Source organism: Micromonospora sp. NPDC047521, from assembly GCF_055587305.1.
This window is the reverse complement of the sequence record NZ_JBVJGN010000005.1, coordinates 150,138-174,014: the sequence shown is the minus strand read 5'-3', so window position 1 is coordinate 174,014 and position 23,877 is coordinate 150,138. Positions and strand designations below refer to the sequence as shown.

Annotated in this window: 25 protein-coding genes; 12 read left to right on the top strand and 13 right to left on the bottom strand. The window is 72.6% G+C overall.

What is annotated here, in order from left to right; all coding sequences use genetic code 11:
- Positions 1 to 8 precede the first annotated feature (8 nt).
- Complete coding sequence (locus ACZ6N8_RS13920; RefSeq protein ID WP_007456912.1) at positions 9 to 227, bottom strand: DUF3039 domain-containing protein; 219 nt, start codon at positions 225 to 227, stop codon at positions 9 to 11.
- Positions 228 to 316: 89 nt separating this feature from the next.
- Here ACZ6N8_RS13920 and ACZ6N8_RS13915 point away from each other — a divergent pair, with 89 nt between their 5' ends.
- Together ACZ6N8_RS13915 and ACZ6N8_RS13910 are read left to right on the top strand one after the other, a co-directional pair.
- Entirely contained in the window at positions 317 to 1,252 is a 936-nt protein-coding gene (locus ACZ6N8_RS13915; RefSeq protein WP_466010048.1) for a pseudouridine-5'-phosphate glycosidase, read from the top strand.
- A complete protein-coding gene (locus tag ACZ6N8_RS13910; protein ID WP_466010046.1) occupies positions 1,249 to 2,148 on the top strand; it encodes a carbohydrate kinase family protein in 900 nt (299 codons plus the stop codon). Before ACZ6N8_RS13915 ends, ACZ6N8_RS13910 begins: the two co-directional genes overlap by 4 nt.
- A 73-nt stretch (positions 2,149 to 2,221) precedes the next feature.
- Here ACZ6N8_RS13910 and ACZ6N8_RS13905 read toward each other — a convergent pair whose 3' ends face one another.
- Complete coding sequence (locus ACZ6N8_RS13905; RefSeq protein WP_357987199.1) at positions 2,222 to 2,581, bottom strand: DUF3099 domain-containing protein; 360 nt, start codon at positions 2,579 to 2,581, stop codon at positions 2,222 to 2,224.
- A 102-nt stretch (positions 2,582 to 2,683) separates the two neighbouring features.
- Between ACZ6N8_RS13905 and ACZ6N8_RS13900 the strand changes: the two genes are divergently transcribed.
- Both ACZ6N8_RS13900 and ACZ6N8_RS13895 read left to right on the top strand, forming a co-directional pair.
- Positions 2,684 to 2,971, top strand: coding sequence for a hypothetical protein (locus ACZ6N8_RS13900; RefSeq protein WP_124771959.1), 288 nt, complete (start codon positions 2,684 to 2,686; stop codon positions 2,969 to 2,971).
- A gap of 14 nt (positions 2,972 to 2,985) precedes the next feature.
- Positions 2,986 to 3,297 (top strand): hypothetical protein, encoded by a 312-nt coding sequence (locus ACZ6N8_RS13895; RefSeq protein ID WP_124771984.1) that lies wholly within the window; start codon positions 2,986 to 2,988, stop codon positions 3,295 to 3,297.
- 9 nt (positions 3,298 to 3,306) lie between these two features.
- Here ACZ6N8_RS13895 and ACZ6N8_RS13890 read toward each other — a convergent pair whose 3' ends face one another.
- On the bottom strand, positions 3,307 to 3,888 hold the full coding sequence (locus ACZ6N8_RS13890; RefSeq protein WP_466010043.1) for an HhH-GPD-type base excision DNA repair protein: 582 nt from the start codon (positions 3,886 to 3,888) through the stop codon (positions 3,307 to 3,309).
- A 151-nt stretch (positions 3,889 to 4,039) separates the two neighbouring features.
- Here ACZ6N8_RS13890 and ACZ6N8_RS13885 point away from each other — a divergent pair, with 151 nt between their 5' ends.
- From ACZ6N8_RS13885 to sigB, 3 genes are all read left to right on the top strand, one after another.
- Positions 4,040 to 5,524, top strand: a complete 1,485-nt coding sequence (locus ACZ6N8_RS13885) for a DUF7782 domain-containing protein (RefSeq protein ID WP_466010041.1) — start codon at positions 4,040 to 4,042, stop codon at positions 5,522 to 5,524.
- Positions 5,524 to 5,946, top strand: a complete 423-nt coding sequence (gene dtd, locus ACZ6N8_RS13880) for a D-aminoacyl-tRNA deacylase (RefSeq protein ID WP_466010039.1) — start codon at positions 5,524 to 5,526, stop codon at positions 5,944 to 5,946. Before ACZ6N8_RS13885 ends, dtd begins: the two co-directional genes overlap by 1 nt.
- 213 nt (positions 5,947 to 6,159) lie before the next feature.
- On the top strand, positions 6,160 to 7,176 hold the full coding sequence (gene sigB / locus ACZ6N8_RS13875; RefSeq protein WP_466010037.1) for an RNA polymerase sigma factor SigB: 1,017 nt from the start codon (positions 6,160 to 6,162) through the stop codon (positions 7,174 to 7,176).
- A gap of 57 nt (positions 7,177 to 7,233) precedes the next feature.
- Here sigB and ACZ6N8_RS13870 read toward each other — a convergent pair whose 3' ends face one another.
- Genes ACZ6N8_RS13870 through ACZ6N8_RS13860 form a run of 3 tightly spaced genes read right to left on the bottom strand, consistent with a single transcriptional unit; the run spans position 7,234 to position 11,895 of the window.
- The gene (locus ACZ6N8_RS13870) at positions 7,234 to 9,789 is read right to left on the bottom strand and encodes a bifunctional acetate--CoA ligase family protein/GNAT family N-acetyltransferase (RefSeq protein ID WP_466010035.1); all 2,556 of its coding nucleotides are present in this window, start codon (positions 9,787 to 9,789) and stop codon (positions 7,234 to 7,236) included.
- 25 nt (positions 9,790 to 9,814) lie between these two features.
- Positions 9,815 to 10,996 carry an acetoin utilization protein AcuC gene (locus ACZ6N8_RS13865; RefSeq protein ID WP_466010033.1) on the bottom strand — a complete coding sequence of 394 codons (1,182 nt, stop codon included), beginning with the start codon at positions 10,994 to 10,996 and terminating at the stop codon, positions 9,815 to 9,817.
- A 38-nt stretch (positions 10,997 to 11,034) separates the two neighbouring features.
- Positions 11,035 to 11,895, bottom strand: coding sequence for a sulfurtransferase (locus tag ACZ6N8_RS13860; protein ID WP_466010031.1), 861 nt, complete (start codon positions 11,893 to 11,895; stop codon positions 11,035 to 11,037).
- A 100-nt stretch (positions 11,896 to 11,995) separates the two neighbouring features.
- Between ACZ6N8_RS13860 and ACZ6N8_RS13855 the strand changes: the two genes are divergently transcribed.
- Positions 11,996 to 12,685: a metal-dependent transcriptional regulator gene (locus ACZ6N8_RS13855; RefSeq protein WP_357987220.1), complete on the top strand. Its 690-nt coding sequence runs from the start codon at positions 11,996 to 11,998 to the stop codon at positions 12,683 to 12,685.
- An 11-nt stretch (positions 12,686 to 12,696) separates the two neighbouring features.
- On the opposite strand, the gene ACZ6N8_RS13850 is transcribed toward ACZ6N8_RS13855, so the two are convergent.
- Together ACZ6N8_RS13850 and ACZ6N8_RS13845 are read right to left on the bottom strand one after the other, a co-directional pair.
- The gene (locus tag ACZ6N8_RS13850; RefSeq protein WP_364366409.1) at positions 12,697 to 13,245 is read right to left on the bottom strand and encodes a hypothetical protein; all 549 of its coding nucleotides are present in this window, start codon (positions 13,243 to 13,245) and stop codon (positions 12,697 to 12,699) included.
- A 99-nt stretch (positions 13,246 to 13,344) separates the two neighbouring features.
- A complete protein-coding gene (locus ACZ6N8_RS13845) occupies positions 13,345 to 13,599 on the bottom strand; it encodes a DUF5522 domain-containing protein (protein WP_400311864.1) in 255 nt (84 codons plus the stop codon).
- 101 nt (positions 13,600 to 13,700) lie between these two features.
- Between ACZ6N8_RS13845 and ACZ6N8_RS13840 the strand changes: the two genes are divergently transcribed.
- Together ACZ6N8_RS13840 and ACZ6N8_RS13835 are read left to right on the top strand one after the other, a co-directional pair.
- A complete protein-coding gene (locus tag ACZ6N8_RS13840) occupies positions 13,701 to 14,540 on the top strand; it encodes an alpha/beta fold hydrolase (RefSeq protein ID WP_466010029.1) in 840 nt (279 codons plus the stop codon).
- 54 nt (positions 14,541 to 14,594) lie between these two features.
- Positions 14,595 to 15,536, top strand: coding sequence for a MerR family transcriptional regulator (locus tag ACZ6N8_RS13835; protein WP_466010027.1), 942 nt, complete (start codon positions 14,595 to 14,597; stop codon positions 15,534 to 15,536).
- 34 nt (positions 15,537 to 15,570) lie between these two features.
- On the opposite strand, the gene ACZ6N8_RS13830 is transcribed toward ACZ6N8_RS13835, so the two are convergent.
- A complete protein-coding gene (locus tag ACZ6N8_RS13830; RefSeq protein WP_466010025.1) occupies positions 15,571 to 16,506 on the bottom strand; it encodes a DUF2332 domain-containing protein in 936 nt (311 codons plus the stop codon).
- Between the two features lie 353 nt (positions 16,507 to 16,859).
- Between ACZ6N8_RS13830 and ACZ6N8_RS13825 the strand changes: the two genes are divergently transcribed.
- Positions 16,860 to 17,267, top strand: a complete 408-nt coding sequence (locus tag ACZ6N8_RS13825) for a nitroreductase family deazaflavin-dependent oxidoreductase (RefSeq protein ID WP_400311885.1) — start codon at positions 16,860 to 16,862, stop codon at positions 17,265 to 17,267.
- Between the two features lie 109 nt (positions 17,268 to 17,376).
- On the opposite strand, the gene ACZ6N8_RS13820 is transcribed toward ACZ6N8_RS13825, so the two are convergent.
- The 4 genes from ACZ6N8_RS13820 to nrdR all read right to left on the bottom strand — a co-directional run bounded on the left by ACZ6N8_RS13820 (position 17,377) and on the right by nrdR (position 22,542).
- Positions 17,377 to 18,342, bottom strand: a complete 966-nt coding sequence (locus ACZ6N8_RS13820) for a CU044_5270 family protein (RefSeq protein WP_466010023.1) — start codon at positions 18,340 to 18,342, stop codon at positions 17,377 to 17,379.
- Positions 18,343 to 18,359: 17 nt separating this feature from the next.
- Positions 18,360 to 18,929, bottom strand: coding sequence for an RNA polymerase sigma factor (locus ACZ6N8_RS13815; protein ID WP_466010021.1), 570 nt, complete (start codon positions 18,927 to 18,929; stop codon positions 18,360 to 18,362).
- Between the two features lie 171 nt (positions 18,930 to 19,100).
- Positions 19,101 to 22,007, bottom strand: coding sequence for a vitamin B12-dependent ribonucleotide reductase (locus ACZ6N8_RS13810; protein WP_466010019.1), 2,907 nt, complete (start codon positions 22,005 to 22,007; stop codon positions 19,101 to 19,103).
- Between the two features lie 34 nt (positions 22,008 to 22,041).
- On the bottom strand, positions 22,042 to 22,542 hold the full coding sequence (nrdR, locus tag ACZ6N8_RS13805) for a transcriptional regulator NrdR (protein ID WP_139586161.1): 501 nt from the start codon (positions 22,540 to 22,542) through the stop codon (positions 22,042 to 22,044).
- 539 nt (positions 22,543 to 23,081) lie between these two features.
- Here nrdR and lexA point away from each other — a divergent pair.
- Positions 23,082 to 23,867 (top strand): transcriptional repressor LexA, encoded by a 786-nt coding sequence (lexA, locus tag ACZ6N8_RS13800; RefSeq protein ID WP_466010017.1) that lies wholly within the window; start codon positions 23,082 to 23,084, stop codon positions 23,865 to 23,867.
- The last annotated feature ends 10 nt before the right edge of the window (positions 23,868 to 23,877 follow it).

Genomic DNA, 23,877 nt, shown 5'->3' with positions numbered 1-23,877 from the left:
GCCGGGCTTCACTCGCGGTACGAGTCGTAGATCTCCTTGCACTTGGGGCAGACCGGCGAACCGGGCTTGGCGGCCTTGGTGACCGGGAAGGTCTCCCCGCAGAGCGCGACGACGAAGGTGCCCATGACGGCACTCTCGGCGATCTTCTCCTTGCGGACGTAGTGGAACATCTCGGGACCGGTGTCGGCGTCCTTCAGCTCCGGACGCTCGAGAACCTCTGTGCTCACGTCTGCACCTCCAACCGTCAAGTTTGGCAGGTCATCACGGCCGGGTCCACTTGAGGCCGGCCGGAGCCCGACCCCGTACCGTGCTTAACGTGACTGAATTTCGCATCAGCTACGGCACCGACGTCGCCCACGCCCTGCGCGACGGCCGGCCCGTCGTCGCCCTGGAGAGCACCATCGTCTCGCACGGCCTCCCCCGGCCGCAAAACCTGCGGGTCGCCCGGGAGATCGAGCAGACGGTCCGGGACGCCGGGGCCGTCCCGGCGACCATCGGCATGGTCGGCGGCGAGTTGGTGGTCGGCCTGGACGACGCACAGCTGACCCGGCTGGCCACCGTCGACGGCGTGAGCAAGCTCTCCGTACGCGACCTGGCGGTGGCCGCGGCGACCGGGGCGGACGGCGCCACCACCGTGGCCGCGACCAGCGCCGTGGCCGCCGCGGCCGGGATCGGGGTGTTCGCCACGGGCGGTCTCGGCGGGGTGCACCGGGAGGCGGCGCACACCTTCGACGAGTCGGCGGACCTGATCACCCTGGCCCGGACGCCGATCGCTGTGGTCTGCGCGGGGGTCAAGTCGATCCTCGACGTGGGCGCGACGCTGGAGCGGCTGGAGACGCTCGGGGTCGCGGTCGTCGGTTACCGCACCCACCGCTTCCCCGGCTTCTACCTGACCGACGGCGGATTCGACCTGGACTGGTCGCTGGAGTCGCCGGAGCAGGTCGCGGACGTGCTCGCCGCCCGCGACGGACTGGCCGTGCACACCGGCGGCCTGATCATCGCCAACCCGCTGCCGGTGGACGAGCAGCTCGACCCGGAGCTGCACGACCGGACCCTGACCGACGGTCTGGCCCGGCTGGAGCAGGACGGGATCACCGGCAAGGCCGTCACGCCGTACCTGCTGGCGCACTTCCACTCGGCCACCGAGGGCGCGAGCCTGGCGGTGAACGTCCGGATCATCCTGCGCAACGCCGACCTGGCCGCGCGGATCGCGGTCGCCTCGGCCGCCCGCAACACCGCCGTCGCGGCATGACCCGAGCGGCCCGGGTGGTCGTCGTCGGGGACGTGCTCACCGATGTCGTAGCGGTACTGGCGGGGCCGCTCGCGGCCGGTTCGGACACCACAGCCGAGATCAGCCTCGGCGGTGGTGGGCAGGCGGCCAACACCGCCGCCTGGGTCGCCGCGCAGGGGGTGCCCGTCACGCTCGTCGGCGCGGTGGGCGACGACGAGGCGGGACGGGACCGGGTTGCCGAACTCGACCGGGCCGGCGTCGACTGCGCCGTGCAGCGGGTCTCTGACGTGCCGACCGGCACGGTGATCGTGCTGGCCGGTGACGACGAACGCACAATGGTCACCCAGCGGGGCGCGAACCTGCGGCTGAGCGACGGGCACGTCGAGCGGGCCCTCGCGGCGCTGCCCGACGCCGGGCATCTGCACCTGTCCGCGTACACCCTGCTGGACGCCGGGTCGCGCGGCGCGGGACTGCGGGCGTTGGCCGCGGCCCGCGAGCGCGGGCTGACCACAAGCGTCGACGCGGCGTCCGCGGCTCCGCTGCGGCGGGTCGGCGCCGCGGCGTTCCTGGCCTGGGTACGCGATGTCGACCTGCTGCTGGTCAACGCGGACGAGGCAACGGTGCTGGCGGGCGGGCTGGACCCGGCGGCGCAGGGCCGGGCGTTGTCGGCGACGGCCCGGCGGGTCGTGGTCAAGCGCGGCGCGGCGGGCGCGGTCTGGGTGGACCGGGGTTCGGCGGTCAGCGTGGCCCCGGCGCGGCGGGTCGCGGTGGTGGACGTGACGGGCGCGGGCGACGCCTTCGCGGCCGGCCTGCTCACCGCCTGGCTCGGCGGCGCCACACCGGCGGCGGCGATGGGCCGCGCCACCGACCTTGGCGCGCTGGCCGTCTCCACCGTGGGCGCACGACCGCAGCCCTAGCGTTCGGCGCGCCGCCCTGGTCGTCGGCGCGCGGCCACGGCCGTGACCTGTCGGACCCTGGCCCGGGGACGGGTCAGGGTTCGGCGTCGATGACCTTGTGGGGGCGTTCCTCGGCGGTGAGGCTCATCGGCGGGGTGTCGTCCACCTGCCGCCTGTGGAACCGGTTGGCCAGCCGGTGCTGCTCCTTGGGCGGCCGGTCGTTGGCCAGCAGCACGGCCAGCCACGGGATGAGCACCATGCCGAGGGCGCACAGGGGCAGCCAGAGCCACAGCAGTGGGGCGTTCGCGCCGACCAGGATCGCGCCGGCGACGATGCAGGCCACCCGGATGCCCATCATCAGGACGTAGCGGCGCTGACGGCTGGTGAGCTGATCGTTCTGGCTGCGCGAGGCGTCGGTGATCAGAATCGGCTGGTACGCCTGCCGCTTCACCATGGACCTCCTCGAGGGGGTTACGCCTCATCCTGTCACCGCGGGGCCGTGATCAGCGAACTTCGAGTGATCCGGTGCGTGTTACGCCCGTGGTACGCTCCCGCAGTGGGCAGCAGGTTCAGCTTCACCGACGAGGCGTTGGCCAACCTGAGGGTCTACGACGTCACACCCGGGGAAGTCTGGGAGGCGCTGCACAGCGCCCGACGGGTGATCCGCCACCTGGGCGACGACGTGATGGTGGTCTACGCCGCCGCCCGCCGGGGCCGCCGACTGGCCGTGCTGCTCGCCGAAGCCGATGGCACCGACAACGACTGGGACATCCTCTCCGCCCGCGAGCTGAGCGACGTCGAGTCCAAGCGCTACGACGAGGCCGTACGGAGAGATCGCCGATGAGGGGGGCCGTGACGATGCACCGTAACGACGCGACCAAGCAGTTCCACAGCGGCGACGACCGGATCGCCGATCTGATCGACGAGAGCCCGGCGGTGGACCTGCCCACCCCCGACACCGACGTGCCGATGGTCAGCCGATCGGTCCGGCTTCCCCTGGACACCTACGAGCGGGTACGCGCCGCCGCCGACGCCCGCGGCATCGGCGTCACCACGCTGATGCGGCAGTGGATCGAGGCGGGCCTGGCCGACCTGGACGACTCCGCCACCGTCTCGCTAGCCGACGTCCGGCGCGCGCTGGCGTCACTGGCGCACCCCACCGCCGCCTGAGCCACCGAGTCAGCCGCCGGCGGCCTTCGCCTTGGCCGCCGCCTTCATCTGCTGCTTGTACTCCCGCACCCGGCGCAGCGAGTCGGCGTCGGTGACGTCGGCCACCGACCGGTACGCGCCCGGATCGCCGTACCCGCCGGCCGCCTCCCGCCAGTCCTGCGGCGTCACCCCGAACCGCTTGCCGAGCAGCGCTACGAAGATCTGCGCCTTCTGCTTGCCGAAGCCGGGCAGCTCGGACACCCGGCGCAGCAGCTCCGGGCCCTCGGTGACGTCGGACCAGAGCAGGGACGCGTCGCCGCCGTACCGGTCCACGAGGACCTGGCACACCTCCTGCACCCGGGCGGCCATCGCCTTCGGGAACCGGTGCAGCGCGGGAGGGGTGGCGAAGAGCGCGACGAGCGCCTCCGGGTCGTACCCGGCCAGCTCCGCCGCGTCCAGCTCGTGGCCGAGCCGCTGGGCGAGCACGTACGGCGAGGAGAACGCCTTCTCCATCGGTACCTGCTGGTCGAGGACCATGCCGAGGAGCAGGGCCAGCGGGCTGCGCTCCAGCAGCCGGTTGGCCTCCGGGTCGATGGGCAGTACGAGCGTCATGGGGACATCCTGCCTGGCGTACCGGCCCGGGCGGAGACCGACGCTCCGGGCCGAGGCGACGACGCCGGGACGGCCCCGAACCTGCCCGACGCCGACGTCGAATCCCGTGGGTGGTGACCGCGCGTTCCGCCCGGAGGGGCAGGATGGCGGCGTGGACGAACACGACATGCTGCTCTCCCCCGCCGGTGTCGACGCGCTGCGCACCGCGCTGACCGGGGCCGGGTTCACCAGCGCGGGCATCGCTGAGCGCCTCGGCCCGCAGGCCACCGCGTCGGTGGCCCGCAACGATTACCGGGCCGCGCTGCGCGCCACCGAGGACCTCGATCCGCTCGCCACGCTGATCCGGGTGTTCATCTGCGACCAGACCGAGTCGGATGCGGCGGTGGCCGCCGCGCTGGCGCCGTTGAGCCTCGAGGAGGCGCTGACCGGCGGGCTTGTCGAGCGGTACGGCGACGGTCTGCGCGCCGGCGTCGACCTGGAGCCGTACGGCGACGACTGGTGGGTGCTCGCCGACGTGCCGGCCAGCGCCCGACCGGGCCGGCCGCTGCACGCCGAGCACGTGCTCGGCATCGGCGGGGCCACCCAGACCCTGATCGGCGCGACGATGCGCCGCCCGGTCGACACCGCACTGGACCTGGGCACCGGCTCCGGCGTGCAGGCTCTGCACCTGGCCACCCACGCCAACTCGGTGACCGCCACCGACCTGTCGGAGCGGGCCCTGCGCTTCGCGGCGACCACCGCCGCCCTCAACGGTCAGGACTGGGAGCTGCTGCGTGGCGACCTGGTCGCACCGGTGGCCGGCCGACGCTTCGACCTGGTGGTGAGCAACCCGCCGTTCGTGGTCGGTCCGGGCACCACCACGCACGTCTACCGCGACTCCGGCCGGGTCGGCGACGCGATCGGCGCCGAGCTGGCCGCCGCCGCTCCCGGCCTGCTGACCGAGGGCGGCACCATGCAGTACCTGGCGAACTGGGTGCACGTCGCCGGCGAGGAGTGGGACGAGCGGGTCGCCGGCTGGTTCACCGGGACCGGGCTGGACGCCTGGGTGATCCAGCGCGAGGTGGCGGACCCGATGGCGTACGTCGACCTGTGGCTCACCGACGTCGGCGAGACCGCCGACCCGCAGCGGATGGCCGCCTGGCTGGACTGGTTCGACGCGCACAAGGTGGAGGGGATCGGCTTCGGCATCGTGTCGCTGCGCGGCGGTGGGCACGCCGACCCGGTGGTCCGGGTGGAGGACCTGCGCCAGCGGGTGCAGCCGCCGCTGGGCGACCAGATCGCCGCCTGGTTCGACCGACAGGACTTCCTGCGGGTACGCGGCACCGAGGCGTTGCTCGCCGAGCGCTACCGGGCCGCCGACGGCCTCCAGCTGCGGCAGGAGGCCACCATGGGCGACGAGGGCTGGGCGGTGGACCGGCAGGTCCTCGCGATGCCGCACGGCCTGCGCTGGACCGAGGAGATCGACCCGCTGGTGCTGGCGCTCGTCGGCGGGGCCGACGGCCGGCTGCCGCTGCGTGACCAGCTCGCCCTGCTCGCGGCGGCACACGACGTCGAGCCGGACGAGATGGCCGAGGCGGCCGGCCCGATCGTGGCGCACCTGGTGGAGCGGGGCTTCATCGAGCCGGTGAGCGCCTGATGCGGGCGGTGGTGCAGACCGTCGGGCGGGCCAGCGTGACGGTGGACGGCGAGGTGGTCGGCGCGATCGAGAACGGCCTGCTGGTGCTGCTCGGGGTGACCCACACCGACACCTGGCGGACCGCCGAGACGATGGCCCGGAAGGTGCACGAGCTGCGCATCCTTGACGACGAGGTGTCCGCCGCCGACACCGGCGCGCCGATCCTGGTGGTCAGCCAGTTCACCCTCTACGGCGACGCCCGCAAGGGCCGCCGGCCGAGCTGGCTCGCCGCCGCCCCCGCCGAGGTGGCCGAGCCGCTGGTGACGGCGGTCGTCGACGCGCTACGCCAGCGCGGCGCCAAGGTCGAGACCGGTCGCTTCCGCACCCACATGCTCGTCGAGAGCGTCAACGTCGGCCCCCGGACGCTCGTCCTGGACCTCTGACCGGCGGAACCCGGGCTGGCCGACCGTCCACAACGAAGCCGGACCGGGCGAGTGCACACCGTGACGACACACCGCACCGGCGATCCGACCGGTTCCTGTCGGGTGCCCGATCGCCTCACTCCCGTTTCACGTCCCGCCCGCCAAGCTGTGTGTCACACCGGCACCACTGGGCCGGAAGACACGGCACAGACGTGGATACGGGGAGAGACAGAGATGGCCCTGCAGATGACGGAACACCGGACCCGCCCGAGCACCAGCACCGACACCGACGGGGCCGTCGAGGCTCTCGCCGACCTGGACGCCACCGACGAGCGTGGCATCTCCACCGACCTGGTTCGGGCGTACCTCAACGGGATCGGTCGGACGAAGCTGCTGACCGCCGCGCAGGAGGTCGACCTGGCCCGCCGCGTCGAAGCCGGCCTGTTCGCCGACGAGAAGCTGGCCACCTGCACCCCGGTCTCCGAGGAGCTGCGGGCCGATCTGGAGCTGATCGTCGCGGAGGGCCGCGCCGCCAAGGACCACCTGCTGGAGGCGAACCTGCGGCTGGTGGTCAGCATCGCCAAGCGCTACACCGGACGCGGCATGGCCTTCCTCGATCTCATCCAGGAGGGCAACCTGGGTCTGATCCGGGCCGTGGAGAAGTTCGACTACGCCAAGGGCTACAAGTTCTCCACGTACGCCACCTGGTGGATCCGGCAGGCGATCACCCGCGCCATGGCCGACCAGGCCCGCACCATCCGCATCCCGGTGCACATGGTCGAGCAGGTGAACCGGATGGTGCGGGCCCGCCGCGAGCTTGCGGTGACGCTGGGCCGCGAACCCACTGTCGCCGAGGTCGCCCGGGCGCTGGAGATCCCCGAGATCCAGGTCATCGAGCTGATCTCCTACGACCGGGAGCCGGTCAGCCTGGACCAGGCCGTCGGTGACGACGGCGAGAGCGCGCTCGGTGACTTCGTGGCCGCGGTGGACCCGCGTACCGAGCCGGGTGACGCGGCCGCGCAGGGCGAACTGCGCAACGAGGTGAGCATCGTGCTGGCCACCCTGTCCCAGCGGGAGCAGGCGGTCATCCGGCTCCGGTTCGGTCTCGACGACGGCCGGCAGCGCACCCTGGACGAGGTCGGCCGGGAGTTCGGCCTGTCCCGGGAGCGGATCCGGCAGATCGAGAAGGTGACGCTGCTCAAGCTGCGCGCGCCGGAGCGGGCCCAGCGCCTGGAGGCGTACGCCTGCTGACCCGAGCCCTGCACGGAAGCCCTCGGCGGTTCGCCGGGGGCTTCCACGCGTACGCGGTCAGAGCCGGCGGGGGCCGGTGTCGGGGCGGGCGAGCACCCCGCCGACGCGTACCTCGGCGTGCAGGACGGAGATGCCGTCCGGGCGGGCGAGCACCGGGTTGAGGGTCAGCGAGCGTACCCGGGGCTGCTCGTCGGCGAGCTGACCCACCCGCAGCAGCAGGTCGGCCAGCGCCGCCCGGTCGACAGGCGCCGCGCCCCGGTGCCCGCGCAGCAGCGGCGCCGCCCGGGGCTCGTCGACCAGTTCGGCGGCGTCGGTGTCGGTCAGCGGCACCGCCCGCCACGCCCGGTCGCCGAGCAACTCGGTGGCGACCCCGCCGAGACCGAAACCGACCACCGGGCCGAAGGCCGGATCCTCCACCAGCTCCACGACACACGCAACGCCGGGCGGGACCATCGGCTGGACCAGGACGTCCGCGCCGAACAGCGCAGCCACCTCGGCGTACGCCCGGCGCAGTGCCGGTTCGTCGGGCAGGCCGAGCCGGACGGCGCCGAGATCGAGCCGGTGCCGCAGCCCCGGCGCGGCCGCCTTGAGGGCCACCGGGAAACCCAGCCGCGACGCGGCCTCCACCACCGCGTCAGCCGAGTCGGCGGAGAGCGACGCCACCGTCTCGATGCCGTACGCGGCCAGCAGCGCACCCGGGTCGATGGTGTCGGCGTGCAGGGCGGCCTGCGCCGCGTTCGCGTCCACCCGGGGCAGCTCGGGTGTCACGCCGGGCGGCCGGCGCAGCCACTCGGCGTACCTGTGCACGCGGGCGAGAGCACGCACCGCCTCCTCGACACCGCCGTACGCCGGCACCCCGGCGGGCAGCCGGCCGACCAGGAACGTCGCCACAGTCGGCTTGCCCAACGCCAGCGCTGCCGGCAGCGCGGCGGTGACATCGGCGTCCACATCGGTGAGTTGGCCGGGCAGCGGGGGCGCGAACACCACCACCAGGGCGTCCACCCCCTCGTCGGCGGCCGTCTCGGCGAGGGCGGCGGCGAACTCGGCGGCGCCGGCGCTCGGCCCCACGTCGCGGGGGTAGCCGTCGGCCACGGTGAGGCCCTGCCCGGCGCAGGCCGTGGCGGCCAGCCCGGTCAACGCCGAGGAGTTGCCGACCACGCCAACCCGGCCGCCGGCCGGCAGCGGCTGGTTGGCCAGCAGCACCCCCACGTCGAGCAGCTCCGACACGGTGTCCACCCGGATCACCCCGGACTGGGCGAACAGCGCCGCCACCGCGACCTCGTCCGGGCCGTCGGTGTCACCCACCCCGACCGGGCGGGCCGGCGAGGCGAGCGCCACCACCGGTTTCGCCCGGCCGATCCGCCGGGCCAGCCTGGCGAACTTGCGGGGGTTCCCGAAGGTCTCCAGATACAGCATGATCACGTCGGTGCCGGGGTCGTCCTGCCAGTACTGGAGCAGGTCGTTGCCGGAGACGTCCGCCCGGTTACCTGCCGACACGAAGCTGGACAGGCCGAGGCCACGCCTGTCCGCCTCGGCGAGCAACGCCACCCCGAACGCGCCGGACTGACTGAAGATGCCCACCCGACCGGCCGGCGGTAGTGCCGGAGAGAGGGTGGCGTTGAGGCGTACCGTCGGGTCGGTGTTTGCCACGCCCAGACAGTTCGGGCCGATCACCCGCATGCCCGCGGCGTGCGCCGCGCGGACCAGCGCCCGCTGCCTGGCCGCGCCCTCCGCGCCGGCCTCGGCGAAGCCGGCCGAGATGACCACCAGGCCGTGCACTCCCGCGGCTGCCGCGTCGGCCACCACGGTGGTCGCCGCCTCCGGCGGAACCGCCACCACCGCCAGGTCCACCGGGACACCGGCGTCGACCGCCGACGGGTACGCGGGCAGACCCGCCACTGTCGACGCGCTCGGGTGCACAGGCACCACCGCGCCGGTGAAACCGCCGTCGCGCAGATGCCCGAGCACCGCCGCTCCGACGCCCTGGCCGGTGGCGCTGGCGCCGTAGACGGCGATGCCCCGCGGGGCGAGCAGCCTGGCGATCGACCGGGCCTCGGTGCGGTGCTCTCGGCCCCGCTGCACCTCAAGCGTCGCCTCGGTGGGCGCGATCGGGAAGCTGAGGTGCACCACGCCGTCGGCGTACTCGCGCTGGACCTGGTAGCCGAAGTCGGCGAAGACCCGCAGCATCGTCCCGTTGGTCGGCAGCACCTCGGCCACGAAACTCATGATGCCGTTGCGTCGGGCGGCGTCGGCCAGGTGCTCCATCAGCACCGAGCCGATGCCCCGGCCCTGGTGGGCGTCCTCCACCACGAAGGCCACCTCCGCCTCCGGGGCCTGCGGGCCGAGCCGCTCGTACCTGCCGACCGCGACGATCTGGTCGCCGGACAGCACGACGAACGCCTCCCGGTCGCGGTGGTCGACAGTGACGAACCGGATCAGGTCCCGTTCCGGGATGCGCGGATACGGCGAGAAGTAGCGCAGGTAGCGGGTGCGCTCGGAGAACCTGCTGTGCATCGCCACGATGCCCGGCGCGTCGGCCGGGCTGATCTGTCGCAACTGGACGGTGCTGCCATCCCTGAGCAGCACGTCCACCGGCTGGTCCACCGTCGTCACCGGCGTGGTCCTCCCCCGGCCCGGCTCAGTCCCGCGGGTCGTGCGGGTCGAGCCCGAGCAGCGGGAAAACCGTCTTGCGGGTGGCCGCGATGGCCCGGTCCACGGCGTTCGGCTCACCGGTCGGCTGCCACGGCGCGTACGACGGGTCGGCGTCGTCGGTCATCCGCAGCGGAATCTCCCGGCCCGGACGACGGGCGGCGGCCAACTCCCGCCAGGCGGGCGGGGTGAGCGTCGCCGGGTCGACCGGATCGCCGGTGGCGACGGCCAGCAGGTGGCTCCAGGCCCGGGGCACCACCTCGACAAGCGCGTACCCGCCGCCGCCGGTGGCCACCCAGCGGCCGTCGCACAGCTCGTCGGCGAGCGCCCGCAACGCCAGGTAGGTGGCCCGCTGACCGTCCACCGTGAGGTTGAGGTCGGCGAGCGGATCCAGTCGGTGCCCGTCCGCGCCGCACTGGGTGACAAGCACCTGCGGCCGGAACGCGCGCAGCACCGACGGCACGATCGCGTGGAACGCCCGCTGCCAGCCGGTGTCGTCGACGCCCGGCGGCAACGGCATGTTCACGGAGGTGCCCTGCGCGCCCGGCCCGCCGGTCTCGTCGGGGAAGCCGGTGCCCGGGAACAGCGCCAGCGGGGTCTCGTGCAGGCTCACCGTGAGCACCCGGGGGTCGTCCCAGAAGATCTGCTGCACCCCGTCGCCGTGGTGCACGTCGACGTCCACGTACGCGATGCGCTCCGCGCCCAGGTCGAGCAGTCGGGCGATGGCCACCGCCGGGTCGTTGTAGACGCAGAAGCCGGACGCCCGGGCGGGCATCGCGTGGTGCAGGCCGCCGGCCACGTTCACCGCCCGGCGGGCGTCGCCACGCCAGACCGCCTCGGCGGCGGCCACCGTCGCGCCGGCGATCAGCGCGCTGGACTCGTGCATGCCCTCGAAGACCGGGTTGTCGGAGGTGCCCAGCCCGTACCCGGCGAAGAGCGGGTCGCGGGGGGCCGCGCGCACTGCGGCCAGGTAGGCCGGGTGGTGCACGCGGGTGAGCAGGGCGTCGTCGGCGGGCTCCGGCTTGACCATGCGCACCCCCTGTCGTTCGAGGATGCCCAGCTCCCGGGCGAGCGCGACGGTCAACTCCACCCGGACCGGGTCGAGCGGATGGTCACCCATGTCGTAGGCGAGCAGCGACTCGTCCCACACCACCACCGTGTCGTCGGACATGAGCCCATCGTCGCACGAGGACCGTCCGCACACGCAGGTCAGCGACCGGGTGTCGGACCGGTGGCGACCGGCCGGGCCGGGTCGGCCACCCAGTTGCTCCACGAACCGACGTAGAGCGCCGCGTCCGGTCGGCCCGCCAGGTGCAGCGCCAGCACCGCCTGCGCGGCGGTCACCCCGGAGCCGCAGTACGCCCCGACGGACCGGCCCTCGGTGACGCCCGCCGCGGCGAACCGCTCCCGCAGCACGTCGGCCGCCGCGAAGCGCCCGTCCGGGCCGACGTACTCCCCGGCGGGCAGGTTCGCCGCCCCCGGCACGTGACCGGCGACCGGGTCGATCGGCTCGGTCTCACCGGCGTAGCGGGGCGCGGCCCGCACGTCGAGCAGAACGGCGTCGTCCGCGGCGGCCAGCCTCGCGGCCTGCGCCGCGTCGAGCACCGGCAGGTCACCGGGGCGCACCTCGACGTCACCGGGGGCCGGATCGGGCGCCGTGGTCGAGACGGGCCGACCGGCGGCCACCCAGGTCGGGTAGCCGCCGTGCAGCAGGCGGACCGGACGGTGCCCCGCCCAGCGCAGCGTCCACCAGGCCCGCGCGGCGGCCAGGCCGTCGCCGCCGTCGTACACGACGACGGGGTGACCGGCGCGGACCCCGGCGGCCCGCAGCGCGGCCTGCAACGCGGCCGGGTCGGGCAGCGGGTGCCGGCCGCCGGCCCCGGGTGGGCCGCACAGCGCGGTGTCCAGGTCGACGAAGACCGCGCCGGGCAGGTGACCGGCGAGGTAGTCGTCGCGGCCGGGCGGCCCGGTGAGCCGCCAGCGGACGTCGAGCAGGGTGGGCGGATCGTCGCGGTCGAGCTCGTCGGCGAGCCGATCGACCTCGACCAGCGGCTCCTGGGTACCGGACATGGCGACCATCCAACACCATTCGCGTCAACGGCACACGGCTCGGCGGCGGTCGCCGCCCACGAGCCGAGGTAGCATTCTGCACCGGAGGGCCGCTGACCTTATGAAGTCTCACGACCTGGTCGACACGACCGAGATGTACCTGCGCACCATCCTCGAGTTGGAAGAGGAGGGGGTGCCGCCGCTACGTGCCCGCATCGCCGAGCGCCTGCGGCAGAGCGGCCCCACCGTGAGCCAGACGGTCGCCCGGATGGAACGCGACGGCCTGCTCACCGTCGAAGGTGACCGCCATCTCACGCTCACCGCGCTGGGTCGCGGCAGCGCCGTGTCGGTGATGCGCAAACACCGCCTCGCCGAGTTGCTCCTGGTAAACGTCATCGGCATGCCCTACGAGGAGGCCCACGAGGAGGCCTGCCGCTGGGAGCACGTGATGAGCGACGCTGTGGAGAAGCGGGTGTACGACCTGCTCAACCGGCCGACCCGCTCCCCGTACGGCAACCCCATCCCAGGGCTGGAGGAGCTGGGCTCCCCCGAGGCGGAGCCCACCGAGGCCGGCGACGGTGAGCGCAACCTGGCGTTCCCCGGCCTGTCCGGGCCGGTCGTCGTCCGCCGGATCTGCGAGAGCGTGCAGACCGACGCCGACGTGCTGCGCCAGTTGCACGCCGCCGGTGTCGACCCGGGTGCCACGGTGACCGTGGCGCAGGAACGCGACGGGGTGTCGATCGACCGCTCCGGCGACCGGGTCCGGCTGCCCCGCGAGGTCGCCTCCCGGGTCTTCGTCGCCGCCAACTGACCGAGCGGGCGTCACAACGCCCGGGTGTCGACCTTCTTGGCCAGCGTGACCAGACCACCGGTCAGTTTCTCGGCAGCCGCCCGCTCGCTGTCCCTGGTGCCGGTCCAGCTCAGCGAGGCCAACCGTCCGTCGCTGGCCAGCCAGCCCACCTCGGCCACCGGCCCGTGCCCGCCCGTCGCGGCGGTGGTCCGCCGGTACGCCTGCTGACCCAGCCCGGTGACCTTCGCCGCCCTGTCCGGCACCACGTCTGCGCCGAAGGTGGTCCTGTCGATAGTGGTCTCGGTCACGCTCAGCGTCAGCTCGGGCAACGTCGCCGCCTCGGAGCGGACCACGCAGGTGTGGGTGTCGTCGCGTTCGCTGGCCGCCGCCACGTCGAAGCGCACCTTCACCGCCTGCTCGATCAGCGTGAAGTCGAGCAGCCGGCAGGCACCGCCCGAGGAGGCCGCCGCCACGTCCACCGTGCTGGGCACGGGTGGCGGCACCGCCACCGGCTCGGCCTCGGCGGCACAGCCGCTCACCAGCAGCCCGGCCAGCCCCGCGACCACGATCCGCCCGCGCACGCCCCACCCTCTCGCCGACCGGCGGGCACAGGGTGTCCGCCGCATCTCCGTCGGACACCGTACGGGGTGTCCGGGTCGGGCGAAAGCCCCCGCTGACGCCTATTCCGACTGTGGATCGTCCACGTACGGGCAGTGTCGGCAGCCGCGTCCGCAGCACGTTCCGCGCCGGGCCAGGAACCCCGCGCTGAGCACGAACAACCCGCTCGCCGGGTCGAGGTAGCCGGCCTCCCCGGCGGCCAACGCGGCGGCGTGCGCGGCGAGGATCCGTTCCCGATCGGGGTGCGCCGGCGGCAGCCGGGACGGGTGCGGCTCGGTGAGTGGCCGGTCGGCCAGGGGTCGTCGCTCTCCGCTCACCGCAGCAGTCTAGGGACGGGCGCTCATCGGTGCCCTGCCAGCACGGCCGCCACCTCGCCGGGCGGTTCCCGCGAGCCCGCCGACCCTGCGATGCTGAGACCATGCCCACCTTCGCCGCACCGGACGGCACCACCCTGGCCTACCGGGTCGCCGGCGGTGGCCCCCCGCTGGTCTGCCTGCCCGGCGGCCCGATGCGCGACTCGGCGTACCTCGGTGACCTCGGCAGCCTGGGCGCGTACCGGACGTTGGTAGTCCTCGACAATCGGGGCACCGGCCGCTCGGCCGTGCCTGCCGACGTCTCCAGCTACCGCTGCGACCGGCTGGTCGATGATGTGGAGGCGCTGCGCCGACACCTGGACCTCGACCGCCTGGACCTGCTCGGGCACTCAGCCGGTGCCAACGTCGCGCTGCAGTACGTCACCCGCCACCCCGAGAGGGTTGGTCGGCTCGCGCTGGTGACCCCGAGCACCCGGGCGGTGGGGCTCTCGGCGACCGCCCGGCTGCGGGCGGAGGTCACGCGGGTCCGGGTTGGTGAGGGGTGGTTCCCGGCGGCGATGGAGGCGCTGGACTCGATGGTGGCCGGTCGGGCGACCGGAGACGCCTGGCAGGCGATCGCGCCGTTCTTCTACGGCCGGTGGGATGCGGCTGCCCAGGCACACCAGGCGGCCGAGCCCGGCCAGCGCAACCAGGAGGCGGCCCGGGTCTTCGGTGCCGACGGCGCCTTCGATCCGGCGGCCGTCCGCGCCGCACTCGCCGCCCATCGCAGCCCGGTGCTGCTGCTCGCCGGCGAGATCGACCTTGGCGCGCCACCGGGCCTGGTGGCCCAGCTCGGCCAGCTGATGCCGGAAGCCGAACTTGTCGTCCAGCCCGGCGCGGGCCACTACCCGTGGCTCGACGACGCCGAACAGTTCACCGCGACGCTTGCGGCGTTTCTCGGCTGACCACCGGCATCCGGGGGTTGAGTCTCCAGCGGGGGGAGACAGCAGGGTGGGGGCATGAGCGGCGAGGAGCGTTACACGATCGGCGAGTTGGCCCGGCGTACCGGCCTGAGCGTCAAGACCCTCCGCTACTACGCCGATCAGGGCATCGTGCCGCCGACCGACCGGAGCCCTGCCGGTTACCGCCGCTTCGGCCCGGACGCGGTTGCCCGGCTGGAGCTGGTCCGGACGTTGCGCGACCTGGGGGTGGACCTCGCCAGTATCCGGCGGGTGGTGGACCGCGAGGTGCCGCTGCACGAGGTGGCCGCCGCGCACGCCGAGGCGCTGGCGGTGCAGATCCGGGTGCTCCGGCAGCGCCAGGCGGTGCTCGCCACGGCCAGCCGGCGCGGCGCCGGGCCGGAGGAGCTGGATCTGCTGCATCGGCTGGCCCGGCTCTCCGGCCAGGAACGCCGCCGTCTGGTCGCGGACTTCCTCGACGCCGTCTTCGACGGCCTGGTCGCCACACCCGCGTACCCGGGGGTCATGCGGTCGCTGACCCCTGAGCTGCCCGACGAGCCCGACACCGAGCAGGTGCGGGCCTGGGTGGAGCTGGCCGAGCTGGCCCAGGACCCGGACTTCCGGGCCAGCATGCGGCGTCTGGTGCGCGGGTACGCCGCCGATCACGACGTTCCGGGGCCACCCCGCCCGGACGCCGTCGCGGTGGTCCGCGACGGCGTGGCCTCCGCCCTGGCGGCCGGTCTCGATCCGACCGGGCGCGAAGCCGATCCGGTGGTGGCGGCCGTCGCCGGCCGGTACGCGCACCTCACCGGACGTCCCGACGACGCCGACCTGCGCCAGCGGCTGCTGGCTCGGCTGGACGCCGCGAACGACAGCCGCCGGGACCGGTACCTCGACCTGTTGTCCGTGATCAACGGTTGGTCGACAGGCGGCGGTGTCGCACCGGCGGTGGACTGGTTCAGTCGTGCGCTGCGCGCCCGGATGCCCTCGCCGGCCCGCTGAATCGCATCGGCGCGGCCGGGGTCGGCGGGCGACGTCAGGCGAACCAGGTGATTGCCTGGCCGTGCCCCCGGGTCCAGGCCAGCGGTCTGCCGTCCAGTGCGAGGACGTTGTGCATCCCCTCACCTGGCGGGTCGGGCAGCCCGTCGTAGGGCAGCACCTCCGGGGCCTCGTTGGCGATCCAGTGCCCGGGCAGGTCACGGACCAGCCGGACGAATGCCTCCCGGCGCGCGAGCGGCACCTGGTAGAGCACTGAGGTGTGGAACACCACGAGCGTCGCGCCGGCCGGCGCCCGCGCGGCAAGCGCCGGCAGGTCGTCCACCAGGTCGCCGCGGACCAGCAGCGGCGGCTCGGCCGCGGCGACCGCCGCCGCCGCGCGCAGCCTGGCCCGCCGGTGCGCGTGCTCCGGCCAGATCAGAGCGTCCAACCAGGACACGTCGTCGGGGTCGGTCACGTCGAGCGGGTTGAGGTCGAGGCCGGCCCGCCACACCACCTGGGGTACGCGTGCCGGCGGCTCGAATCCGCTGGCCGCGCACTCCAGGACCGGCTCGCCGGAGCCGACCCGGTGCTCGCCGTACCGGTAGGAGTACCGGTCGGGGTAGAGGCAGAGCCCCGCGGACGCGCCCACCTCCACCAGCGCGAGGGGCTGCGGCAGCGCGGCGAGTACGGGCAGCAGGACCGCGCACCGGCCGGCCTCGTTGGTCTGGGTGGCCCGCTTGCGGATCTGCGCCTCGACGGCCGGCCAGTTCGCCAGCGTGAAGTCGTGGAACGCGGCCGGGTCGTCGACCGGGCCGCCGAGCCACCGGACCACACCGAAGAGCAGGTTCGGCTGCCTCTTGGCCGGCGGGAGCCCGTCCAGCAGGGCGAGCAGGTCGTCGTCGCAGGACACCGCCCGGGACAGCCGCTCGTACGCGGGCGAGATCCCGCGCACCTCGCGGTTGGCGAATCTGTCGTACGCCTCGGCCGTCGTCATGCCCTGATCGTCGCAGCCCTCCCCCGGCGGCAATGACCCGCTTTCCTCAGTTCAGGGTGTGACGTCCACCAACACCTTGCCTACCGCGCCGGCCTGCACCGCCCGATGAACATCGATCCGCACGCGCGTGGACGGCATCCGTCGGCTGGTCACACTGCGCTACGAGGATGTCGAACAACGCTTTCCCGGGCTCCTGACCATGCTCCGCGAACGCGGTCCCGCTGGCTCGACCGCGAAGGCCTCCACCGCGACCGCATGACGCAGACGAGCACGAGCGCCCCCCGACGACGAGGCCGAAACTGCCAGAATCGTGATCTGATCAAGAAGCTGATGTGCCGAAGCGAAAGGACGTCATGAGCGACTGGAACGAAAAGATCATCGCTGAGTTTCGCGCCAACGGTGGGCAGGTGGGCGGCCAGTTCGCCGGCGCGCCACTGCTGCTGTTGCACACGGTCGGCGCCAGGAGCGGCCAGCCTCGCGTCAACCCGATGATGTACCAGGAGGTGGACGGCGGCTACGCCGTGTTCGCCTCCAAGGCCGGTGCGCCCACCAATCCCGACTGGTACCACAACCTGCTCGCCAATCCGCGCGCTCAGGCGGAGATCGGTACGGACAAGGTCGACCTGGTTGCCCGGGTCGCCACCGGCGACGAGCGGGAACGGATCTGGAGCGCGCAGAAGGCCGCGTACCCGGGCTTCGCCGAGTACGAGCGCAAGACCACCCGGCAGATCCCCGTCATCGTGCTGGAACGTACGCCCTAGGCGGAGCCGGCCCCGCACACTCGTCACGAGTCGGGGAGTACCGACGCTGCCCCGACCTCCGAGCAGGAGGCCGGGGCAGCGCGCTGGGGCGTACGTCTCGCACCACTGCTCAGGGCAACTGGCCCGGCCGGTCGACGATTGCGGTCCGCAGGCGCGCGGCAGCCCAGAACAGCGACTCCTTGCCGTCGCGCACCAGGGAGTCACGGTTGCCGAGAAAGACGTGGGTGTCCCGGTCGAAGATAAAGTCGACGTTCGCACCGATGACGCCGGGCATCCGGATGGCCACCCCGCTTCGGCCGGCGGCGTCCGCCACGTTGCCGGAGATGACAGTCGCTCCGGGCTCGCGTGCCAACAGTTCGTACAGCGCCGCCAGCGCCAGGGGTGGCACGTAGTCGTCGAGCATCGACCGGGCCGTGGTGTACGGCATGCTCTCGTCCCCGTAGACGGCCGCCTCGTCGGCTGCTTCGGGAAGGTGCAGGTCGACCGGGTGTTCCCGAAGGTATCGAAGCAGCGCGTCCGGATCGGTGGGCAGGTCGCCGTGGTACGCGGGCGGCGGGAACGCGTCGAGTTCCTTGTCGGGGTCGGCGGGATCGTCCATGCGGAGCACCCTCAGCTCGCCCCACCCGTTCGGGTCGGTCTCCGGCCGACTACGTCCCTGCGTGTACGCGACTCCCCCGGCCGACTGCCACAGTTGCGTACGCACGGTCCGGTAGGGGCCACTGCCCGGCGTCTCCCGCGAGGTCACCAGGATTTCCGTGAAGACGTACTGATCGGGTCGGGCGGTCAGCGCGGGCTGCTGCCGGGCGGCGTCGGCCGCCATCCGGAGGATCTGCGACGCGCTCGCCGTGGGCGGTGACTGATCGCCCAGCCTCATCGTCTGGACCGCCAGCCCACCCGCGGTCAGTGCGACTGCCAGCCCGAACGCTCCGGCGAGGCGCCATCCGCGCAGGGACCGGGCACGGCGTCCGACCGGACTGGCCACCGGCACCCCTTCGGCCCGCCGGGCGACGTGTGCCGTCAGATCGCTGAGGAGCTGCGCCTCGAAACCCTGCGGCGACTCTTCGGTCTTGTTCATGTGTCAGCTCCTTGTGATCAGGCGAGGGTGATGGCCGGGCGGGCGAGCATGGCGCGGACGACACGACGGGCACGATGCAGACGCACCCGCGCGGCCACCGGCGACACGCCCAGCGCGGCCGCCGCCTCCGCGATGGTGAGACCGTCCACGGCGACGAGTTCGACGAGCGCCCGGGTGTCCTCGGGTAGCTCGCTCAACGCCCGATGGGTACGGCGGGCCGCCGACTCGGCGTCGATCCGCTCCTCGATGCGGGCGATGTCGTCCGGGCCCAGGTCCCGTCGTCCCGCCAGGCGGCCGTTCACCCGCAGCCGTTGGGCCGCCCGGCGCCGCTCGTCGCCGATGACGTTGCGGGCCACCCCGTACAGCCAGCCGAGCTGGCTACCCCGGTCCGGCCGGTAGCTGGCCGCCGATTCGATCACCGCGAGGAACACGTCGGCGGTCAGGTCGGCAGCGAGGTGCGGGTCCTCGACCCGTCGCGCCACGAACCGGCCCACCGCCTCCACGTGTCGGCGGTAGAAGACCTCGAAGGCCAACGGATCAGCTCCGATGCCGGAGATGTCACCGTCCACTCGGTTGGGCTCATTCACGGGCCGTCCTCTCGTAGCCGTTACACCCCTTCTTCGTCGAGTGGAGCGCGGGTGTTACCGGTCCGGACGAACGGGCACACGATCGACACCGCTACCCCTGTCAGACCTCCCCGGAAAACAGCGCTGCCCCGACCTCCCATGAGGGAAGCCGGGGCAGCGCTGGGGCGTACGTCAGCTGCAGCCGCTGGTGGAGCCGCAGCCCTCGCAGACGTAGCAGCTACCGGCCGGGCGCATCTTCGTACCGCAGGTGAAGCAGAGCGGCGCGTCGGCGGCCTTGCCGATCACGGCCTCCAGCAGTTCGGTGCTGGAACCCACGTTCGGAGCCGGCTTGGCGGCGGCCACCTCGGCCATCTCCTCGGCCGGCTGGGCGACGGCCTCGGTCTTGGCCGGGGCCTCCACCGGCGCCGAGGACGCCATCGCGGTCAGCTCGGCACCGGTGACGGCTGCGGCCTCCGCGTCGGCCTCGGCCCGCAGCTGGGCGGCCCGCTCGCTGGCGGTGAAGATGCCCAGCTCGGCGCGGCGCTCGTAGGGCAGGAAGTCCAGTGCCAGGCGACGGAAGATGTAGTCCATCACCGAGGCCGCCATGCGAACGTCCGGGTCGTCGGTCATGCCGGCCGGCTCGAAGCGCATGTTCGTGAACTTGCTGACGAACGTCTCCAACGGCACGCCGTACTGCAGGCCGATGCTGATGGCCACCGAGAAGGCGTCCATCACGCCGGCCAGGGTCGAGCCCTGCTTGGACATCTTGAGGAAGACCTCGCCGAGGCCGTCGTCCGGGTACGACGACGCGGTGAGGTAGCCCTCGGCGCCACCGACGGAGAAGCTGACCGTCTCGGACGGGCGCTTCTTCGGCAGGCGCTTACGCACCGGCCGGTACTCGATGACCTTCTCCACCGCGGCCGGCGCGGCGGCCGCGGTCTCGACGGCGGCCGGCTCGGTGGCCTTGTTGGACTTCGCCACCGAGAGCGGCTGGCCGACCTTGCAGTTGTCCCGGTAGATCGCCAGGGCCTTGAGGCCGAGCTTCCAGCCCTCGAAGTAGATCTTCTCGACGTCCTCGACGGTGGCCGCCTCCGGCATGTTCACCGTCTTGGAGATGGCGCCGGACACGAACGGCTGGATCGCCGCCATCATCCGCACGTGGCCCATCGGGGCGATCGACCGCTCACCCATCGCACAGTCGAAGACCGCGTAGTGCTCCGGCTTGAGGCCGGGGGCGTCCACCACGTGACCGTGGTCGGCGATGTGCTCGACGATCGCCTCGACCTGCTCCTCGGGGTAGCCGAGGCTGCGCAGGGCGCGCGGCACCGTCTGGTTGACGATCTGCATCGAGCCGCCGCCGACAAGCTTCTTGAACTTGACGAGCGCCAGGTCCGGCTCCACGCCTGTCGTGTCGCAGTCCATCATGAAGCCGATGGTGCCGGTCGGCGCGAGGACGCTGGCCTGCGAGTTCCGCCAGCCGTTCCGGTCACCGATCTTGTTGCCCTGGGTCCACTGCTTGGTCGCCTCGCGAACGATCGCCGTGGCCACCGGGCTTGTGGGCTTGATCTCGTCGTTCGCGGCGGCGTGCTTGCGCATGACCCGCTTGTGCGGCTCGGCGTTGCGGGCGTAGCCGTCGTACGGGCCGACGACGCCGGCCAGCTCGGCGGAGCGGCGGTACGCGGTGCCGGTCATCAGCGAGGTGATCGCCGCGGCGACCGAGCGGCCCTGCTCCGAGTCGTACGGCTGGCCGGTGGCCATCAGCAGGGCACCCAGGTTGGCGTACCCGATGCCGAGCTGCCGGTACGCGCGGGACGTCTCACCGATCTTCTCGGTCGGGAAGTCGGCGAAGCAGATCGAGATGTCCATCGCGGTGATGACGAACTCGACGGACTTGACGAACTTCTCCACCTCGAAGCCACCGTCGGCGCGGAGGAACTTCATCAGGTTGAGCGAGGCCAGGTTACACGAGGAGTTGTCCAGGTGCAGGTACTCCGAGCACGGGTTCGACGCGGTGATCCGGCCGGTCTCCGGGCAGGTGTGCCAGTCGTTGATCGTGTCGTCGTACTGCAGGCCGGGGTCGGCGCACTCCCAGGCTGCCTGGGAGATGGTGCGGAACAGCTTCTTGGCGTCGACGGTGTCGATCGTCGAGCCGTCCAGGCGGCTGCGCAGGTCGAACCCGCCGCCGTTCTCCACCGCCGACATGAACTCGTCGGAGACCCGGACCGAGTTGTTGGCGTTCTGGTACTGCACGCTGACGATGTCCGAGCCGCCCAGGTCCATGTCGAACCCGGCGTCGCGCAGCGCGCGGATCTTGTCCTCCTCGCGCGCCTTCGTGACCACGAACTCCTCGATGTCCGGGTGGTCCACGTCGAGGATGACCATCTTGGCCGCGCGGCGGGTCGCGCCACCGGACTTGATGGTGCCGGCGGAGGCGTCCGCGCCGCGCATGAAGCTGACCGGGCCGGAGGCGGTGCCACCGGAGGAGAGCAGCTCCTTCGACGAGCGGATCCGCGACAGGTTGACGCCGGAGCCGGAGCCGCCCTTGAAGATCAGCCCCTCCTCCTTGTACCAGTCGAGGATCGAGTCCATCGAGTCGTCCACGGCCAGGATGAAGCAGGCGCTGACCTGCTGCGGCGACGGCGTGCCGACGTTGAACCAGACCGGCGAGTTGAAGCTGAACACCTGGTGCAGCAGCATCCAGGTCAGCTCGTGGCCGAAGATCTCGGCGTCGGCCGGGCTGGCGAAGTAGCCGTACTCCTCACCTGCGGTGCGGTAGGTGGTGACCACCCGGTCGATCAGCTGCCGGAGCGACCACTCCCGCTCCGGGGTCCCCACCGCGCCCCGGAAGTACTTGGTGGTCACGATGTTCGCCGCGTTGACGCTCCACGACTGCGGGAACTCCACGCCGCGCTGCTCGAAGTTGATCGAGCCGTCCCGCCAGTTCGTCATCACGACGTCGCGGCGCTCCCAGGCGACCTCGTCGTACGGGTGGACCCCCTCGGTCGTCCACACCCGCTCGATCTTCAGCCCCGCGCCTGCCTTGTTCCGTGAACGGCTCGTTGTCACGCCGTCGCCCCCCTCGTCTGCGCGGTGCCCCACCGCGCGTCCTGATCTCTCGAAAAACTGTGAAGACTCAGCTGGTACGGCCGGCGGCCTCGACCGCGTCGGCCCGGCCCTGCTCCCGGGCGCGCGCCGCGTCCCGCAACGTCTCGATCTCGCGCTCGAAATCGGCGAGCGAGTCGAAGGAGCGGTACACACTGGCGAACCGCAGGTAGGCGATCTCGTCCAGGTCGCGCAGTGGACCCAGGATCGCCAGGCCCACCTCGTGGCTGGGGATCTCGGCGGCCCCCTTGGCCCGGACGGTCTCCTCCACGCGCTGCGCGAGCAGCGCGAGCGAGTCGTCGTCCACCGGCCGGCCCTGGCACGCCTTGCGCACCCCGCCGATGATCTTCGTGCGGCTGAACGGCTCGGTCACGCCGCTGCGCTTGACCACGGCGAGGACCGCCTCCTCGACGGTCGTGAACCGCTTGCCGCACTCCGGGCAGGAACGTCGCCGTCGGATGAGCTGGCCGTCGTCGGCCTCCCGCGAGTCGACCACCCGGGAGTCAGCGTGCCGGCAGTACGGACACCGCATCGCGCCCCTCCTAATCATGATCAACCACGTCGTACCGGACGCACCCGGGCACGACCCACCACGGCGGTGCCATGCGTTCATGGCCCCCACCGTGATCAACGTTACGGGAGTGCGGTCGGTAGTCGGACCCAACCTGTAGGCAACTTACGCCCGTGTCACTACTACATCTAGGGGTTGACCGTATGTCGCTTGGCAACCCGGGTCAAGTTGGCCGGCGTGTCCGGCGCGTCACGGACCATCCGGGCAATCGAGCCCCTCCCTCCGCCGAAAACCCAACGCCGACACCCCGCCCGGGTTACCGGCCGACCGGACCGAACCGACCCGGAAAACGGCCTGAAGATCGAACACGTGTACCAGCCGACGTACCATTTATCAGAACATCCGTACGACAGGTGTCGTTTTTCATGCCGACACGCCGGCGAGAGGTCGTACAGATGTTTGAAAATGACCGATCTCACCTATACGGTCAGGAACAACGTGGCACCACCGCACGCACCACGAGCCGACGAGGCACCCAGCGCCGACCAGGGAGGACGGACGTGACCGAGGACCGGGCCAGCCGGCCGAAGACGCCGCAGCACATCACCGAGGCGGGCCCCCCGGCCACCCGACGCCGCAGCGCCGCGCGCAGCCGGACGGGCCAGCCCGCCGTGCGCCAGGTGACCCCTGTGGTCAGCGCCTTCCCCGACCCGGCGACTGTCGACCTGACCGCCCGCCAGCGCCGCATCCTGGAGTTCATCCGCACCTGGGTGGAGCGGCACGGCTACCCGCCGAGCGTGCGCGAGATCGGCGAGGCGGTCGGCCTGGTGTCGCCGTCAAGCGTCGCCTACCAGCTCAAGGAGCTGGAGAAGAAGGGCTTCCTGCGCCGCGACCCCAACCGGCCGCGCGCGGTGGACGTCCGCGCTCCCAGCGAGGCCATCGACGACGAGCTGACCCGCGCGCAGCGGCCGGCCCCGGCGTACGTGCCGATGCTCGGCCGGATCGCCGCCGGTGGGCCGATCCTCGCCGAGCAGGCCGTGGAGGACATCTTCCCGCTGCCCCGCGAGCTGGTGGGCGAGGGCGAGGTCTTCATGCTCCAGGTCAAGGGCGACTCGATGCTCGACGCGGCGATCTGCGACGGCGACTGGGTCGTCGTCCGCCAGCAGCCGACCGCCGACTCCGGCGAGATCGTGGCCGCGATGCTCGACGGCGAGGCGACCGTCAAGACCTACCGGCACCGCGACGGGCACGTCTGGCTGATGCCACAGAACCCGGCCTTCGACCCGATCCCCGGTGACGACGCCACCATCATGGGCCGGGTCGTGGCGGTGCTGCGCCGCATCTGAGAGCGGGCAA

Excerpts from the sequence above, each read along its gene's own strand:
- ACZ6N8_RS13860 (WP_466010031.1), bottom strand. The coding sequence starts at position 11,895 with ATGTCCGGTACCCAGGAGCCGCTGGTCGAGGTCGATCGGCTCGCCGAC.
- ACZ6N8_RS13820 (WP_466010023.1), bottom strand. The coding sequence starts at position 18,342 with ATGAACAAGACCGAAGAGTCGCCGCAGGGTTTCGAGGCGCAGCTCCTC.
- ACZ6N8_RS13830 (WP_466010025.1), bottom strand. The coding sequence starts at position 16,506 with ATGACGACGGCCGAGGCGTACGACAGATTCGCCAACCGCGAGGTGCGC.
- nrdR (WP_139586161.1), bottom strand. The coding sequence starts at position 22,542 with ATGCGGTGTCCGTACTGCCGGCACGCTGACTCCCGGGTGGTCGACTCG.
- ACZ6N8_RS13855 (WP_357987220.1), top strand. The coding sequence starts at position 11,996 with ATGAAGTCTCACGACCTGGTCGACACGACCGAGATGTACCTGCGCACC.
- ACZ6N8_RS13835 (WP_466010027.1), top strand. The coding sequence starts at position 14,595 with ATGAGCGGCGAGGAGCGTTACACGATCGGCGAGTTGGCCCGGCGTACC.
- ACZ6N8_RS13865 (WP_466010033.1), bottom strand. The coding sequence starts at position 10,996 with ATGTCCGACGACACGGTGGTGGTGTGGGACGAGTCGCTGCTCGCCTAC.
- dtd (WP_466010039.1), top strand. The coding sequence starts at position 5,524 with ATGCGGGCGGTGGTGCAGACCGTCGGGCGGGCCAGCGTGACGGTGGAC.
- ACZ6N8_RS13840 (WP_466010029.1), top strand. The coding sequence starts at position 13,701 with ATGCCCACCTTCGCCGCACCGGACGGCACCACCCTGGCCTACCGGGTC.
- ACZ6N8_RS13910 (WP_466010046.1), top strand. The coding sequence starts at position 1,249 with ATGACCCGAGCGGCCCGGGTGGTCGTCGTCGGGGACGTGCTCACCGAT.
- ACZ6N8_RS13890 (WP_466010043.1), bottom strand. The coding sequence starts at position 3,888 with ATGACGCTCGTACTGCCCATCGACCCGGAGGCCAACCGGCTGCTGGAG.
- ACZ6N8_RS13825 (WP_400311885.1), top strand. The coding sequence starts at position 16,860 with ATGAGCGACTGGAACGAAAAGATCATCGCTGAGTTTCGCGCCAACGGT.
- ACZ6N8_RS13905 (WP_357987199.1), bottom strand. The coding sequence starts at position 2,581 with ATGGTGAAGCGGCAGGCGTACCAGCCGATTCTGATCACCGACGCCTCG.
- sigB (WP_466010037.1), top strand. The coding sequence starts at position 6,160 with ATGGCCCTGCAGATGACGGAACACCGGACCCGCCCGAGCACCAGCACC.
- ACZ6N8_RS13895 (WP_124771984.1), top strand. The coding sequence starts at position 2,986 with ATGCACCGTAACGACGCGACCAAGCAGTTCCACAGCGGCGACGACCGG.